Genomic DNA, 16,200 nt, shown 5'->3' with positions numbered 1-16,200 from the left:
ATAAGTATGGTATATTATAAACAGCTAATGAAACAAATAGATTGGGAGGAACCGATGATGGACCGAAAATTATATACTAGAGCGGTGGTTTTAATCTTATCGTTACTGATGATTGCAGGTATGACTGGGATTGGAGAAGAAAAGGAAGTATATGCTTCATATTCTCGATATGTAACAGCATCATCTTTGACTATTCGAAAGTCAGCATCCACCAAATCCAAAAAGATGGGCTCCTACAAACGAGGAACTAAGATTGTTTGTTATGGCACCAAAGGAAGCTGGACAAAGGTAAGAAAAAGTGGAAGATATTGCTATGTATATACCAGTTATTTATCTAAAAGCAAGCCATCCAGTGGATCTTCAAAAGGACAGCAGGTAGCCAATTATGCCACACAGTTTGTTGGGAATCCATATAAATATGGAGGAACAAGTCTGACCAGAGGTGCAGATTGCTCTGGATTTACACAATCTGTATATAGACATTTTGGATATAGCATTCCACGTACATCTTCTGCACAGAGAAGTGCGGGAAAAAAGGTTAGCTGGTCAAGTAAAAAAGCAGGAGATCTGATCTGTTATTATGGACATGTTGCTATTTACATTGGAAATAATAAGGTAGTACATGCCAGCAGTGCAAAGACAGGGATTAAAATTACATCACCTGCAAATTACCGTTCAGTTGCATGTGTAAGAAGAATAGTAAAATAAAAAAGAAGACTTTTGGGAGCTGGTTCAGTCATCTCAACAGTCTTCTTTTTTGTTTATATAACACTGTCATTGATCAATTCTTTAAATTCATCTTCAAACATAATATCTTTTAAAATATTTACAGCATCTTCAAACTGGTTTACAGCGGTTCCATAGGTGTCCTTCTGGCAGATATTGAAGCCAAAATCATGGTAAAGTTTAATGGCAGCAAAAGAAGAAGGTTGTGTGTGAAGATAAATAGCTCTGCCAGGATAATAAGTTTCAAATAACTGAAGAATCTGGGTGATCAAAATCCTGGCAAATCCACGTCCGCTAAATTGTCTTGAAACGGCCAGCCAGTGCAGTATAGGAATTTCCTGATTATCTTTCATTGATTCCCATGCCATGCAGGTTCCTATATACTGATCTGTATATTTATTTTTCAGAAACAGGCATCGCTTTTCTAAAAGGGGAATGTTTTGACAAAAGCGATTACGGAAATAATCAAGTATCTCTTTATCTGACTTAGAAGAAAATTCTCCAGATGCTTTTTGAATATCTTTCCAGACAGATTCCATTCCCGTATGATAGAATTCCAGTTGCGCAGATTCAGGAAGATTCTTATATGCCTGATGCCTGATATTATCACATCTCATAATAATACTTTTATAGTCGATCGGTAAATGATTCAATGATGTTCCTCCCGGATTTTAAGATTAACATTTAATAAGAAGTATTATAATCTTTTTTTTTCAAAAAGTACATGATATAATAAATTTAAGAATGCCATAGATTCAAAATTGGTAAAAAAGTCATAGATAGAGGTGAACACCATGATTTCAGAAGAAAAAGTTAAGATAATGACGGAGATGGCACGATATGAGAAACAATATGGCAATGAGGATTTTCGGATAAATCAGTATACGGAAAACGATTATATCTGTTTGGAAACAATGAAGATGAGTGTAGCAATAACCGTTGCTTTTTTTGGAATTATGGGACTTTTATGTTTTTTTCAGCTGGATGTGATTATTACATCGCTCAGAGAAGGAAATTTTATCACACCGCTGGCTTTGATCATGGTGATGTATATGGTTGGTTTTTTATTATATTTGCATTTTATAAGAAACAGGGCTGTAAAACATTATCAGGAGGTAGAGGCAAGGATTAAGATCTATGATAATTATCTTGAGAACCTTATGAAACTCTACGAAGAAAAGGAAAATGAGGACGTAAGTCCTACAATTGCTCCGGAGGAAGAAAACGATGGACAAAATATTAATCTATAGAGAACGCTTTTTGAAATTTTTATCATCAAAGGGAAAATATATTCAGTTTTTTGGAAGATTTGCAGGCGGATTGCTTCTATTCTATGTAATCAACAATATCTATGGCTATGCCAGTGTAATTGGAGAACCGTTTATGCTTTTGATTATGGGACTTATATGCGTGTTTGTTCCTGTTTCAGCTATTTATATGATGTTTCTTCTTGTTGTGATTTTGCAGTTGCTGAATATATCCATAGAGGTTTCTTTGATGTATATATTCATTATGGGATTATATCATTTGATTTATCAGTGGATGTTTCCTAAAAATAAAGTACTGTTTTTAATGACTCCGATATTTTACTTTTTCCATGTGCCGGCAGTGCTGCCTATTTTTCTGGGTGTTTTTGTGGGACTGGGCGGGTTGCCTGCAATTTTAATGGGAACTGTAAATTATTATCTGGCAATTATTATTAAAAATGCAGTCACTCAAATGGATAATGGAACTGTAAGCGGTCCCATATACAGTCTGATTTTAGAAGGAACGGCAAATAATAAAGAATTGTTATTGTGTATTGTTGTATTTATGCTGGTAACAGTAGTAGTTTCAGGTATTCGAAAGCTTCAAACTGCATATGGATGGTATGTAGCCATTCTTGCAGGAGGAGTGACATATCTCCTGTCTATGATGATCGGGGGATATTTTATAGATAGCCAGATAAACATTATTTCACAGATATTTATGATAATCTTTAGCATTTGTATTGTAATGATCATTCAGTTTTTCTATAACGTGATAGATTATACCAGACAGGAAACTTTTGAATTTGAGGACGAAGAGTATTATTATTATGTTAAGGCCATACCAAAAATCTCTGTTGAGGAAGAGGATATTAATATAAAGAAGATTACAATGCCGGCAAGGAGATTTTATTTAAAAAAGAAAGATAATCACAACGAGGGAGAGAAATCTTGAATAATATCGTAGACGTACTTGAAAAATATCTATATTGGACATCTATTCCGAAGATGAACTATAATGATGTGCTTGATATATTGATTGTCAGTGCATTGATTTATCAGGTCATCAAATGGATTAAAACAACCAGAGCATGGGTTTTATTAAAAGGTATTGGATTGCTGCTATGTGTGGCACTGGTTGCATTTTTGCTGCAGCTTCATACGATTAGCTGGATTCTGACTAATACTATGGGAGTGGGAATCACAGCTGTACTGATTGTATTTCAGCCTGAACTGAGAAATGCCCTGGAACAGCTGGGAAGAGGAAACTGGTTTTCGAATATTTTTTCTACAGATACCAATGGTGTAGAAGAGGAATATACAGCGAGAACTCTTCAGGAGATTTCCAGAGCAGCCATTGAGATGGGAAAGGTTAAGACAGGAGCCTTGATGGTACTGGAACGAGAAGTGATGTTAGGGGAATATGAGCGTACCGGGATTCCTATTGATGGAAAAGTCAGCAGCCAGCTTCTGATTAATATTTTTGAACATAATACTCCGCTGCATGACGGAGCAGTTATCATCAGGAATAATAGAGTGGTCTCAGCAACATGCTATCTTCCATTAAGTGATAGTGTGGAAATCGGGAAAGAATTAGGTACAAGGCACAGAGCGGCTGTTGGAATCAGTGAGGTATCTGACAGTATTACGGTTATTGTATCCGAAGAAACAGGTGCCATTTCAATTGCCAAAAGTGGAAAGATTATTCACAATCTGGATCCACAGGGACTTAGAGATGAACTTTCCGTATTGAGAGAAGAAAATACTACCAGCAGGAAATTTAAATTGTGGAAAGGGCTGAATCGAAATGAGAGAAAAAATAGAGAATGATTTACTATTGAAGATATTTTCCGTTGTTTTTGCATTTATGCTCTGGTTATTTGTAATAAATATTGATAATCCGGTAATTAAGAAGACTTTTTCTGATGTACCGGTTGATATGCTTAATGAGCAGGTGCTGGATGATTTAAATCAGACATATAAGATCGAAGATGGAGATACGGTAAGTTTTACGGTTAAAGGGAAAAAAAGCGTTGTTGATCGTTTGAAAAAAACAGATTTTCGTGCAACAGCAGATGTTTCGTCTATGTCAAATGTTCATGCAATCATAGTCAAGGTAGAACCTTTGAGATATAAAGGACAACTGGATATTGATACAGGCGGGGCAACAGTAAAAGTTGTACTGGAGGATTTGAAGAATGATCAGATACCGGTTGTTGTGGAGGTTGAAGGAACACCAGCGAAAGGATATACAGTCAGCAGCAAAACAGCAACACCGAATCTTATTTCCGTATCAGGACCTAAGAGTGTGATCAGCCAGATCAAACAGATAGTGGCAACAGTGGATGTAACCGGACTCAGCAAGGATGTCACCATGACTAAAACGGCAAAATGTTATGATGCAGATGGTGATATTGTCAGTCAGGATCGAATCAAACTGGATACAAAGACAATAAAAGTGAAGATTGGCTTATCTAAGACTAAAACAGTTCCATTTCATGTAAAGACAAAAGGAACACCAGCAAAAGGATATGCTCTTGGAAGTATTGATTATCAGCCTAAAGAAATAGAGATTACGGGTGATGAAGATCAGCTGGATAAAATTAAACAGATTAATCTGGCAAGTCTGGATATTGATGGAAGTACAAAAAGTATTGAAAAGACCATCAAAGCATCAGATGTGAATCTTCCAGAAGGTATCAATTTTGTTAAATCAACTGATGAAATCGGAGATATTGTAATTCGTGCCAGTATTGAGAAAAGGAAACAAAGGACTTTAACGATTAATACCAATCAGATTACCCTGATCAATAATACGAAAAATTATGATGTCACATTTGATGAAGATGTATTTGAAGTGAAGATTAGCGGATTAAAATCTGTGGTGGATAAGATTGTTGCAAAAGATTTGAATCCTAAAATTAATATGGAGATATATGAACCGGGAACTCATACTGTTCAGGTACAGCTTACAAAGATTAAAAATATGTCGATAGAAGACAACGTCAGCGTGAAAATAACAGTAGAATAAGGAGATGCGGCTTACTATGGATAAGACATTATCTGTTGTGCTTCCTGCTTATAATGAAGAGCAGATGATCGAAAAAACAGCAAATGTTATTACAGGACTTTTAAGAAAAGAAAATATTCCCTACGAAATCGTTTTTGTAAATGATGGTTCATCAGATGATACCTGGGAGAAGATAAAACAGATTAGAGAGAAAGATATGCATATCAAAGGAGTATGTTTTTCCAGAAACTTTGGAAAGGAAGCTGCAGTTTCAGCAGGTCTGGCTCAGGCAGATGGTGCCTGTGTGGCAGTTATGGATTGTGATCTGCAGCATCCTCCTGAAACACTGGTGACCATGTATCGGTTATGGGAAAAAGGATATCAGGTTGTTGAAGGTGTAAAAGCATCTCGTGGGAAAGAAAGTTTTATGCATAAAATTTTTGCAAAGACATTTTATAAACTTATCAGTGATGCAACGGGAATTGATATGTCCAGAGCATCAGATTTTAAGCTTCTTGATCGACAGGCGGTAGATGAATATCTGAAGATGCCGGAGAGAAATGTATTTTTTCGTGCTTTATCATCCTGGGTGGGCTTTAGGACCACTTATGTAGAGTTCGATGTTCATGAAAGAGAAGCTGGAAACTCTAAATGGTCTTTCCAGTCACTGGTTCGATATGCAATTAGAAATATTGCATCTTTCAGTGCGGCACCTATGCAGATTGTAACTGTATGTGGAATCATATTTTTTGTGTTTGCCGTAGTGTTTGGAATTCAATCATTGTATATGTATGCCGCGGGACATGCCATGGAAGGATTCACTACAGTAATACTTCTGCTGTTATTGATTGGAAGTATATTGATGTTTAGTCTTGGAGTTATAGGATACTATATTTCAAAGATATATGACGAAGTAAAAATGAGACCAAGATATATTATTTCAAAAGTAATTGAATCAGAAAAATAATAAAACCGGGAAAACCTGTAAAGGTTTTTCCGGTTATTTGCTTTTGTCTACGGATTTAAATACGAGAAGTTTGCTGATAAAATAATTGACCACGGTGACAATAATCTGTGTCTCCAGTTTTGAAAGCATCTCAGGCTGCCCTATGATTTCCACACAAAAAGGAACGCCTCCAACTTCCACAGCCATTGTAACCAGCCTGCCAAGAACGAATTTACAAAACTCCCGAAAAGTTTCTGACCAGGATGTTGTTTTTGACTGAAATACAAATAATTTATTTACGATAAAAGCAAAACAGATAGCAGCGGCAACGGATAGAAAATTGCTGATTTTATAATCAATTCCTGCAGGGCCCTTTAGCAGAGCAAATAACCCCATATTCACAAGGGTGGTAAGACCGCCAAAAAATAAATAGCGGATACGAGAATCCTTATATAACTTTCCAATAAAATTTAACATAAAATACTCCCTTCATTTTACATTCAACCAATATCTTAAGACATTATTCAGAATTTTTCAACTGATATTGTGGTATAATTCCTCTAGTATAGAAAGTTAGAGGAGTTTTATGATGAAACGAAAGAAAATCCAATGTTATGGGATATATACAGGAATGTTTATTATCCTGTGTACAGTTACTTTTCTTCCATTTATCATTGAAGGAAAAAGTTTTATCTGGGCAGCTGGGGTAGAAGACGGGTTAAGTCAGCATTTTTCTGCTCTGGCATATTATGGAGAATGGTTAAGAAAACTGGCAGGCAGCTTTTTGGCTGGAGAGTTTAAAATACCAATGTGGGAGATGAGTATTGGTTATGGTGCAGATATTATCCAGACCTTAAATTATTACGCTATTGGTGATCCATTGAATTTGCTGTATGGATTTGTCCCTGAAAAATACACGGAAATTATGTATCACTTTATGATTATTCTGCGAATGTATCTGGCTGGAATTATATTTATTATGTATAGCAGAAAGATGAAAAAGCGTGATGAGGGAGCGATTATAGGGGCAGTGGTATATGTTTTTTGTGGCTTTACCCTCAGATTAGGACTAAGACATCCATTTTTCTTAAATCCAATGATCTATTTTCCGCTTCTGTGTCTTGGGATAGAGAAAATATTTAAAAAGGAAAAGCCGTTTTTGTTTGTGCTGGCAGTTTGCCTTTCAGCATTAAGTAATTATTACTTCCTGTACATGTTGACGATATTTTCCGTTATCTATGCATGGATTCGGTTTTACAAATATGAAAAAGGACAGGGTATCAAACGGTTCTTTCAGGTTGTTGGAAAATTTGCAGGATATTATATGCTGGGTATTGCAATGTCTGCAGTAATCCTGCTTCCATCTGTTATAGGATTTCTTGGAAACGGAAGAAATGGTGTGGGAGTTGACTGGATGACTTTGATTATTTATCCGGTGAAATATTATGTTTTGTTTATAGAAAATTCTGTTGGTTATGGCAATATAGGAAATAATACCAACGCAGGATTTTTGCCAATAGCCGGAATTGCTGTACTGTTTACATTGTTTTCAGATCGAATGAAACATAGAAAATATAAAATGGCATATATCACCTCGCTGATTGCACTGGCTTTCCCGATCTTCGGATTTGCATTTAATGGTTTCTCATATGCCAGCAATCGCTGGAGTTTTGTATTGAGCTTTATTGTGGCGTTATTAACTGCAGAAATGTATCCAAGATTTTTTATTATGACAAAAAGGCAGAAAATCGGGATTGCAGCAGGAATTCTGTTATATCAGTTATTAGCCATAGGTGCCGGATTATATGATAGTCAGATGTTTGAAAGCAGAGGAGTTTATACAGCATGCGGGCTCCTTTGGATTTTCTATTTCTGTTTTTTGTGGTTTCAGAAAAAGGGATACAATAGCAGAACGACGATTACAAAGGTAGTGATCGGATGCTTATTGATTATAGCTGCAGGAACACATGGATATTATCGTTTTAGTGAAAAACAAAGTGCTTATACAAAGCAGTTTTTAGATCAGAATACAGCATTAAAGCGTTTGTGTCCAAAGGAAATAGAAATGCTGCAATCTGTAAAAGATTCCTCCCTGTATCGTGTCCATGCAGAAGAATTTAAATATAAAAATTATGGACTGGTCAATGATCTTAATACTATCAGCGGTTATTACAGCATTACCGCTGGAGATGTTACAAAAACAGTAAACAGTTATGAGACATTGGGAATGCAGTATGCGGACAAATATCATGGATTGGATCAAAGGACAGGTCTCATGTCACTGGCAGGGGTGAAATATGTAACAATTTCAGGAAACAGGTTCATTGATGAAAAGAACAGATCAAAAGGGGATGTTCCATACGGCTTTAAAAAACTTAAAACTAATGGCAGGATAACTTTGTATGAGAACCCATATTGCCTTCCTATGGCATATGGATATGAATCTTTCATAACAAAGAATCAGTATAATGCATTAAATGGCGTTGGACGTGAGCAGGCAATGCTTGGAAATATTGTATTAGAAAAGGAACCAAAAAGAACAAAGCTGAAACATGAAAAAGTATATAATCAGCCTAAGGTTTCAACGATTCCTTTATCTGAAAAGAGAATTTCTTCTCCGAAGGGAGAAAAATATGCAGAGATAACAGTACCGGTTAATTCCAAAAAAGAAATATATCTGTATTTTAAAAATCTCGAGTATGATGATTCAAAAGTCAGTACAGAAAATGTATTTCTTTCAGGAAAGAAGAGTACCAAAGGTATTATTATTGATCAAAAAGAGCTGAGTAAAAAAATATTTATTCAAAGTAAGTTCAGCCCGTATTATTTTGGCAGAAAAGATTATATGGTGAAAGTAGATTGCCGGGGTACGAAAGGCAAAGAGCAGATCAGGATGAGATTTCTTTCTCGCGGGAACTACAAATTTGATAATTTTTATCTGGTAGTGGCTGATAAAAAGCAGACCATTGAGAAAATCAACAGTCTGAAAAAACATGGATTAAAAAATATTTTATATGATGGCAATACATTTTCCGGTGACGTGCAGGGAGAAAAAGATCAGGCGGTATGCATAGCAATTCCTTATTCAAGAGGATGGGAAGCAACCGTAGATGGCAGAAAGACTCCTATCCAGAAGGCAAATGGAATGTTCATGGGAGTTATGGTGGATAAAGGAAACCATCACATAGAGCTTCATTATACGACACCAGGTCTATGGACAGGAATGTGGATTTCAATCGCAGGATGGATTATATTTGTTGGAATGGTGGTAAAAATGACAATCTTGTCAGATTCTTTACGGAGAAAAGAAGTATAATAAAATCACTTGAATGAAAAACTTGAAGAAAAGGAGAAAACAAATGAACGCATATGGATTTAAGATTTCAGACATCAAAGGAGAAATGCGTGTAGTAAATCTTGCAAAACAACTGACAGGATTGTATGAACCGTTTAAAGATTATCTGAGGAAAACAGGATTAGAGGAAACAGAGGTAAACTTTGAAGAATGGATAAAGGGATATTTTCAGATAGGAAATCACCATGGACTGGCGGCACTTATTACTGCCATGATCAACGAAAAAGAAGGTCTGGAATTATGTTGTAATGATGATTATGAAATCATTTATTTTCCTGCAGTTATACCATGGCAAACCAATGAAAGAATGAGAAACATGACGAAAGACCAATTAGATAATATTTTTCATAAGTGGATAGGAATGCTGACAGACGAAGAAATTACGATACAGGCATTTGATTTCGATTAAAAACAGTGAGATGAAAGGACATGTTAAATGTCCTTTTTCCTTTTTACACAGAGAACTGAAATCAGGCTTATTTGCTTTGCTTTTATTCTAAATTAAGTGGTCATAATGTAAAAAATGTGTTAATATGTTAAATTAGAAAGATAATTATTACAAAAGTATGATAGGAGATTGAAAATGAGTGCTTTTTCAGCCGCAGATATCTTAGTGCCACAGGTAGATTCCATGGAAAAATGGGCCGTGATTGCCTGTGATCAGTTTTCATCTCAACCGGAATATTGGGAGGATGTCCGAAGAATAGTCGGCAAAGAACCATCAGCATTAAATTTGATTTTACCAGAAGTTGAATTGGGAACAGAGCAGGAAGCAGAACACATTGAGAAGATTCAAAAGTCCATGAATAAATATCGGCAGGATAAATTATTTAAAGCATATCATCATGCGTTTATATATGTAGAAAGAACCTTGCAGAATGGACTTATTCGTAAAGGAATAGTAGGTGTGGTGGATTTAGAAGCCTACAGTTATACTGTTGGGGAGGATGCAAAAATTCGTGCCACAGAAAAGACTGTTATGGAACGGATTCCGCCAAGAATGAAAATCCGGTATAATGCAGAAGTTGAACTGCCTCATGTAATATTATTATGTGATGATCAGAGACATACATTGATTGAGCCAATTTCAAAAACGAAAAAACAGTTACCAAAGTTATACGATTTTGACCTGATGAAAAATGGCGGTCATATCGCGGGATGGCTTGTACAAGGTGAAGCGGCAGAATCATTAGAGCAGAGACTAGATGTTTATGAGAAAACTACAGCCAGCAGATATAAAGAATTTGGTGAAAAGCCTATGATATTTGCCATGGGCGATGGAAATCATTCTCTTGCAACGGCAAAGGCCTGTTATGAAAGGCTGAAAAGGAATCATCCGGAAGAAGATTTATCTGACCATCCTGCACGTTATGCATTGGTGGAACTGGAAAATATCCATGATGAGGCTCAGCAATTTGAGGCTATTCACAGAATACTAAAAAGTGTAGATACGAAAGAATTGCTGGATTATCTAAAAGAGACAATCTGCAGTGAAGATGGATATCCTTTGGAATGGTATTCAGGAAAGAAGAAAGGTATTCTACATATAGATCTAAGGAAAAATCAGCTTGCAGTAGAAAAACTGCAGATTGCTTTAGATGAATATTTGAAAGAGAATTCGGGCGAAATTGATTATATCCATGGGGAAGATGTGCTGAAACAGCTGGCTGCAGAAGAAAGTTCCATCGGATTTATTTTGCCGGTCATGGAAAAACAGGAGTTATTTCCAGGTGTTATGGCAGGAGGGGTTCTTCCAAGAAAAACTTTTTCCATGGGACATGCATGTGAAAAAAGATATTATATTGAAGCAAGAATGATAAAATAGTACATAAAAGTTATGGAGGGAGATAAAATGGCTATTTTAGTTGCAGGTGGTGCCGGATATATTGGCAGTCATACATGTGTGGAACTGTTAAATGCCGGATATGAAGTTGTCGTAGTGGATAACTTGTATAATTCCAGTGCGGAAGCCTTAAAAAGGGTAGAACAGATTACAGGGAAAGCTGTAAAATTTTATGAAGCAGATATTTTGGACAAGAATGCTTTAGAGGAAGTTTTTGATAACGAAAATATTGAATCTGTGATTAATTTTGCAGGATTAAAGGCAGTAGGAGAATCCGTACAGAAACCTTTGGAATATTATCATAATAACATTACAGGTACTTTGATCCTTTGCGATGTTATGAGAAACCACGGAGTGAAAAATATTATCTTCAGTTCTTCTGCTACGGTATATGGAGATCCGGCATTTATTCCAATTACAGAAGAATGTCCAAAAGGAAAGATCACAAATCCATACGGTCAGACAAAAGGCATGTTGGAACAGATCCTTACCGACCTTCATGTAGCAGATCCGGAATGGAATGTTGTTTTATTGCGTTATTTTAATCCAATTGGTGCCCATGAAAGTGGATTGATCGGGGAAGATCCAAAAGGAATCCCAAATAACCTGGTTCCGTATATCGCACAGGTTGCCGTTGGAAAGCTGGAAAAACTGGGGGTATTCGGTGATGATTATAATACACCGGACGGAACAGGGGTAAGAGATTACATCCATGTGGTGGATCTGGCAAAAGGACATGTGAAAGCTCTGAAGAAATTTGAAGAAGATCCGGCAGTTAGTATCTACAATCTGGGAACCGGAAAAGGATATAGTGTGTTAGATGTATTACATGCTTATGAAGAAGCATGTGGAAAAGAACTTCCATATGAAATCAAGCCTAGACGAGCTGGTGATATTGCTACATGCTATTGTGATGCAACAAAGGCAAAAGAGGAATTGGGCTGGATTGCAGAAAAAGGAATAAAAGAGATGTGTGCAGATTCATGGAAATGGCAGTCAATGAATCCGGATGGTTATCGTTCATGATAGAATTTAAGGGTTAAAGCAGAAAAAAGTAAACAAAAAATTTTAAAATCATAATCAATGCATAGAAGGGAAGCAATGGGATGAAAAGAAATCCTCAAGTTGAATTGGCTAGATTGATAGCTTGTATAATAGTAATAGGAGTTCATACCCGTTTGAATAATGTGGTAAATGGATCGTATGATTATAGTAGAGTATTAATATCTTGTATATTTGCCGATGGGGTAGCTATTTTTTGGATGATCTCAGGGTTCTTTTTGTTTAACAATACAGATTACAAAAAAGTTTTGAAGAGAACACTTAATAATATAGGAATACCATTGCTATTATTTAGCCTGTTTTATTTTTACTTTGAAGGATAGCTTATAAAAGGTGAATCACTTTTTCAAAGTATACATCATTCATCAGAAGAATATATTTTGGCTTTTAAAATGTTATTGGCATGGAAAAACCCGGTAGTGTCTGCAGGACATTTGTGGTACTTATATGTATATATATTAATAATGATTATATTCCCTGTTTTAAAATTATTTGTAGATTATTTAGAAAAAGATATTGTTAGATTAAAGTATTTTATTGTTATGTCCGTAGGATTTTTCTTTATGAATGATATTACGGCCAATCAATTAGCGCAGTTTTCTCATCATTCAATAAACGGATTGATACCTGCATCCATTGAACTTATATGGGGGTATTTTATTTATAAGTATAGAGAAAAATTTCTCCTCAAAAAATACATGCCAATCGCAATGATTGCTTTTTTTGGAACAAATATGATCAGGGCTAAAATTCAATTGAATCATTATAATATGGAGCCTGTCAACAAAAGCCTGATATTTTGGTATAGTATTGTGGGAGCATTTTGTGCATTTTGTGTGATTGTTTTTTGTTTTTCGTTTGTTAATTCTAAAAGAAATTGTGTTAAGATCAATAATGCAATCTGTAAATTAGCATCTTACACGTTTGAAATATATCTGTGGCATTATGTGGTTAAAAATGTATTGAATAGATTTCATTTTCAGGAAATACTAAGAAGATTTATTTTTTAATTTACAGAAAATTTTGTGGCAGAGATTATATATACGATCATTATTATTGGTTCTGTTTTTATAATATCTCTGGTAATAGCAATTTGCATTGAAAAAATAAAAGTATATGGTAATAGTTTTTTTCATGGGATTGTCATGAATAAAATCAGATAAAGATCAGGAAGGATACATATATTATGGGAAAAGTTAAGGTTAGTGTGATTGTACCGGTTTATAATGTTGAGGATTACCTGGAAAGGTGTCTAAACAGCCTGGTACGTCAGACATTAGAGGAAATTGAAATTATTGTTATAAATGATGGAAGTCCAGATAACAGTCAGATGATAATTGACGATTTTAAGAAAAAGTATCCTGATAAAATTATCAGTATTGTCCTTGAAAATCAAGGAGTAGCAAATGCCAGAAATATCGGAATAGAAAATGCAACAGGTGAATTTATCGGCTTTGTTGACAGTGATGATTATGTTGATGAAACAATGTTTGAAAATATGTATCAGAAGGCAAAATATGAAGAAGCTGAAATTGTAGTTTCCGGCTTTACAAAATTATATGTAGCCAGTTCTTTGGATTTTCAGTTGGGAGATATGGAACTGTATGGGAAAAGTTTGAGGGAGAATCCTCAAATATTAGTAAAAGGGGTTCCGTATATTTGGAATAAGATATTTAGCCGAAAATTGATCGTAGAACATGGATTAAAATTTGAACAGTATAGGATTTTTGAAGATTTGTTATTTACGTATCAGTGTTATTTATATGCTAATAAAATTTCAAAATGTGATAGACCGTATTATTATTATAGAGCACGTAGGGTGGGATCTGCAACGAACCATTTCAGTGAGAATTTTTTTGATATCTTTCCTGTAATGGAGGAGTATATAAAATCTTGTAAGAAAGCAGGACAATATGAACAATTAAGAGAATGTATTTTATATACTGCATTAAACCATATGATCATTCGACTGGAAACAAAAGTTCTAAAAGAAGAGTTACCGATAAAAAAGAAATTCTTAGATTGCTTTTTTAAATATTTAAAAAATGAAGTACCTGAGTATAAAAATCACAAATTGTATTTTGAAATATATGAGGATAAGAATCCGGCACAGTATTTTAGTAAAAGGTATTGGTTAAAGAGGTTTAAGGAAGATATTGTTGAACCTGGAAAAACAACCAGCAGGAAAGAACGTGTAATCAAAAAAATAAAAAAAAGATATAACAGTAAAAAAAATATCGTTAAAAATTTACTGGTATCTAAAAGTGGAAATGCGGCATATGAATACTTATCTTTTGTAAAAGAATTTCCGGTTAATGATAAAATAATGTTATTTGATTCCCAGCATGGACAAGACATTAATGGAAATGTATTTTATTTGTTAAAGGAAATATATTTTAATGATAAATATCAAGATTTTATTTTATATGTTGGTGTTGAAAAAGAAAGAGAAGATGAATTCAAGGAAAAACTGCATTATTATGGAATGACAGATATTCATTATTTATTATATGAATCAAAAGAATATTTGAAGGTTTTGGCCACTGCAAAATATCTTTTTTCTGATACCAGTATGATGACATATTATATTAAGAGAGAACATCAGGTTTATTTGAATACATGGCATGGAACTCCATTTAAGACTTTAGGACGTAGTTCCCATGATGAGATGCACAGAATAGGAAATTTGCAGAGAAATTTTAGGATTGCTGATTATATTTTATATCCAAGTGAATATATGAAAGAACATATGTTAAAGGATTTTATGCTGGAAGATGTAAGCAATAATCATATAATGATGTGTGGATATCCAAGAAATACGATTTTTTTTGAAGATGAAAATAAAGATATTATTGAATCAGAAAGATTAGATGGAAAGCAGGTTATGGCTTATCTTCCAACATGGAGAGGCAGCCTGGAGGATGCTGAAGGTGAAGATGAGATTGTAACATATCTCAGAGAATTGGATCGATCATTGGAAGATGATCAAATCTGTTATGTTAATCTTCACCCATATTTAAAGGGAAGCATAGATTTTTCTGAGTTTAAAAATTTAAGAACAATACCTGTAAAATACGAAACCTACGATTTTCTCAATTGTTGTGATACTTTGATTACAGATTATTCAAGTGTGTTTTTTGATTTTGCAAATTCAAAAAAGAATATTATCCTATTCGCTTATGATGAAGAGGAATATTTTAGAGACAGGGGTGTATATTTTGGATTTAATGAGCTTCCATTTACGAAGGTTACGACAGTTTCTGAATTGATGGAAGCAGTGAAAAAGCCCAAAGCATATGATGATACAGAATTTTTACAGAAATTTTGTCCGTATGATGCAAAAGACGTATCACAGAGAATTTGTGAATGTGTCATAGACGGAAATCAGGAAAATATTAACATTGAAGCAATACCTGACAACAATAAAAAGAATATTTTAATTTTCACCGGAAGCATGCGTAATAATAAGATTATAGATCAGTTATATAATCAATTGTATACGGCAGATATCGAACAAAATAATTATTTTCTGTCCTTTAAATCATGGAAAGTTCGAAGAAATAAAAGGATTTTAAGGCTGTTGCCGGAAAACATAAGATATATAGGGCAATTAGGGAAACCATCCGTATCAGGTAAAGAAAGTGTAATGCTGGAAAAATTCTCATCAAGACGAAATTATTATGAGGCAAAGGAAGAGAAGCTTAATATCATAATAGACGATGAGAAAAAAAGATTGTTTCAAAATACAAAGATTGATAAAATTGTTTATTATGGTGCTATGGATGTTTTAGAGATGGCAGTGTTAGGTTCCTTTCATTGTGAAAAGATTTTATATATTCCATTTATAAAAGTTGCCAATGCTCCGGTAAGTCCTCAGATTTATGATATGTATGATAAAATATTAGTTGCTAATGAAGAAATAAAAGGGATTATTTCAAAGGTATATCCATCAGAAAAGATAAAAGTTGTTGAAAACAGAAAAGAAATTCTGGAATAAGTGGTTCTTATTTT

13 protein-coding genes and 1 pseudogene are annotated in these 16,200 nt (G+C 34.6%); 12 read left to right on the top strand and 2 right to left on the bottom strand.

From position 1 onward, the window contains the following. Positions 1–57: 57 nt before the first annotated feature. Positions 58–708 (top strand): C40 family peptidase, encoded by a 651-nt coding sequence (locus tag BHF70_RS06265; protein WP_075760545.1) that lies wholly within the window; start codon positions 58–60, stop codon positions 706–708. 53 nt (positions 709–761) lie between these two features. Here BHF70_RS06265 and BHF70_RS06260 read toward each other — a convergent pair whose 3' ends face one another. After that, complete coding sequence (locus BHF70_RS06260; RefSeq protein WP_075759455.1) at positions 762–1,379, bottom strand: GNAT family N-acetyltransferase; 618 nt, start codon at positions 1,377–1,379, stop codon at positions 762–764. A 141-nt stretch (positions 1,380–1,520) separates the two neighbouring features. Here BHF70_RS06260 and BHF70_RS06255 point away from each other — a divergent pair, with 141 nt between their 5' ends. The 5 genes from BHF70_RS06255 to BHF70_RS06235 are packed head-to-tail and all read left to right on the top strand — an operon-like array spanning position 1,521 to position 5,950. Beyond that, positions 1,521–1,976, top strand: a complete 456-nt coding sequence (locus BHF70_RS06255) for a hypothetical protein (RefSeq protein WP_075759454.1) — start codon at positions 1,521–1,523, stop codon at positions 1,974–1,976. Next, positions 1,954–2,928 carry a hypothetical protein gene (locus BHF70_RS06250; protein ID WP_075759453.1) on the top strand — a complete coding sequence of 325 codons (975 nt, stop codon included), beginning with the start codon at positions 1,954–1,956 and terminating at the stop codon, positions 2,926–2,928. Before BHF70_RS06255 ends, BHF70_RS06250 begins: the two co-directional genes overlap by 23 nt. Positions 2,929–2,933: 5 nt before the next feature. Next, a complete protein-coding gene (cdaA, locus tag BHF70_RS06245; protein WP_075760544.1) occupies positions 2,934–3,803 on the top strand; it encodes a diadenylate cyclase CdaA in 870 nt (289 codons plus the stop codon). Continuing rightward, on the top strand, positions 3,781–5,004 hold the full coding sequence (locus tag BHF70_RS06240; RefSeq protein WP_075759452.1) for a CdaR family protein: 1,224 nt from the start codon (positions 3,781–3,783) through the stop codon (positions 5,002–5,004). The genes cdaA and BHF70_RS06240 overlap by 23 nt, the downstream gene beginning before the upstream one ends. A 16-nt stretch (positions 5,005–5,020) precedes the next feature. Continuing rightward, complete coding sequence (locus BHF70_RS06235; RefSeq protein WP_075759451.1) at positions 5,021–5,950, top strand: glycosyltransferase family 2 protein; 930 nt, start codon at positions 5,021–5,023, stop codon at positions 5,948–5,950. A gap of 33 nt (positions 5,951–5,983) precedes the next feature. Here the strand turns inward: BHF70_RS06235 and BHF70_RS06230 are convergent, their stop codons facing one another. After that, on the bottom strand, positions 5,984–6,406 hold the full coding sequence (locus tag BHF70_RS06230) for a GtrA family protein (protein WP_075759450.1): 423 nt from the start codon (positions 6,404–6,406) through the stop codon (positions 5,984–5,986). Between the two features lie 112 nt (positions 6,407–6,518). Between BHF70_RS06230 and BHF70_RS06225 the strand changes: the two genes are divergently transcribed. The 6 genes and pseudogenes from BHF70_RS06225 (at position 6,519) to BHF70_RS06195 (ending at position 16,186) form a co-directional block, all read left to right on the top strand. After that, positions 6,519–9,245, top strand: coding sequence for a YfhO family protein (locus BHF70_RS06225; RefSeq protein WP_242946328.1), 2,727 nt, complete (start codon positions 6,519–6,521; stop codon positions 9,243–9,245). 43 nt (positions 9,246–9,288) lie between these two features. Continuing rightward, on the top strand, positions 9,289–9,693 hold the full coding sequence (locus BHF70_RS06220; RefSeq protein ID WP_075759448.1) for a hypothetical protein: 405 nt from the start codon (positions 9,289–9,291) through the stop codon (positions 9,691–9,693). Between the two features lie 174 nt (positions 9,694–9,867). Next, positions 9,868–11,109 carry a DUF1015 domain-containing protein gene (locus BHF70_RS06215; protein WP_075759447.1) on the top strand — a complete coding sequence of 414 codons (1,242 nt, stop codon included), beginning with the start codon at positions 9,868–9,870 and terminating at the stop codon, positions 11,107–11,109. 27 nt (positions 11,110–11,136) lie between these two features. Beyond that, positions 11,137–12,153 (top strand): UDP-glucose 4-epimerase GalE, encoded by a 1,017-nt coding sequence (galE, locus tag BHF70_RS06210; RefSeq protein ID WP_075759446.1) that lies wholly within the window; start codon positions 11,137–11,139, stop codon positions 12,151–12,153. A gap of 80 nt (positions 12,154–12,233) precedes the next feature. Continuing rightward, positions 12,234–13,199, top strand: a pseudogene (locus BHF70_RS06200) (acyltransferase family protein). A gap of 176 nt (positions 13,200–13,375) precedes the next feature. Continuing rightward, positions 13,376–16,186, top strand: a complete 2,811-nt coding sequence (locus tag BHF70_RS06195) for a bifunctional glycosyltransferase/CDP-glycerol:glycerophosphate glycerophosphotransferase (RefSeq protein WP_075759443.1) — start codon at positions 13,376–13,378, stop codon at positions 16,184–16,186. Positions 16,187–16,200 lie beyond the last annotated feature (14 nt).

Source organism: Anaerostipes sp. 494a, assembly GCF_001940315.1.
GTDB lineage: Bacteria > Bacillota > Clostridia > Lachnospirales > Lachnospiraceae > Anaerostipes > Anaerostipes faecalis.
Note: the sequence above shows the minus strand (reverse complement) of the source record. Positions and strands in the feature narration are given on the sequence as shown.

Excerpts from the sequence above, each read along its gene's own strand:
- BHF70_RS06265 (WP_075760545.1), top strand. The coding sequence starts at position 58 with ATGGACCGAAAATTATATACTAGAGCGGTGGTTTTAATCTTATCGTTA.
- BHF70_RS06255 (WP_075759454.1), top strand. The coding sequence starts at position 1,521 with ATGATTTCAGAAGAAAAAGTTAAGATAATGACGGAGATGGCACGATAT.
- BHF70_RS06250 (WP_075759453.1), top strand. The coding sequence starts at position 1,954 with ATGGACAAAATATTAATCTATAGAGAACGCTTTTTGAAATTTTTATCA.
- BHF70_RS06240 (WP_075759452.1), top strand. The coding sequence starts at position 3,781 with ATGAGAGAAAAAATAGAGAATGATTTACTATTGAAGATATTTTCCGTT.
- BHF70_RS06235 (WP_075759451.1), top strand. The coding sequence starts at position 5,021 with ATGGATAAGACATTATCTGTTGTGCTTCCTGCTTATAATGAAGAGCAG.
- BHF70_RS06230 (WP_075759450.1), bottom strand. The coding sequence starts at position 6,406 with ATGTTAAATTTTATTGGAAAGTTATATAAGGATTCTCGTATCCGCTAT.
- BHF70_RS06225 (WP_242946328.1), top strand. The coding sequence starts at position 6,519 with ATGAAACGAAAGAAAATCCAATGTTATGGGATATATACAGGAATGTTT.
- BHF70_RS06220 (WP_075759448.1), top strand. The coding sequence starts at position 9,289 with ATGAACGCATATGGATTTAAGATTTCAGACATCAAAGGAGAAATGCGT.
- BHF70_RS06215 (WP_075759447.1), top strand. The coding sequence starts at position 9,868 with ATGAGTGCTTTTTCAGCCGCAGATATCTTAGTGCCACAGGTAGATTCC.
- galE (WP_075759446.1), top strand. The coding sequence starts at position 11,137 with ATGGCTATTTTAGTTGCAGGTGGTGCCGGATATATTGGCAGTCATACA.
- BHF70_RS06195 (WP_075759443.1), top strand. The coding sequence starts at position 13,376 with ATGGGAAAAGTTAAGGTTAGTGTGATTGTACCGGTTTATAATGTTGAG.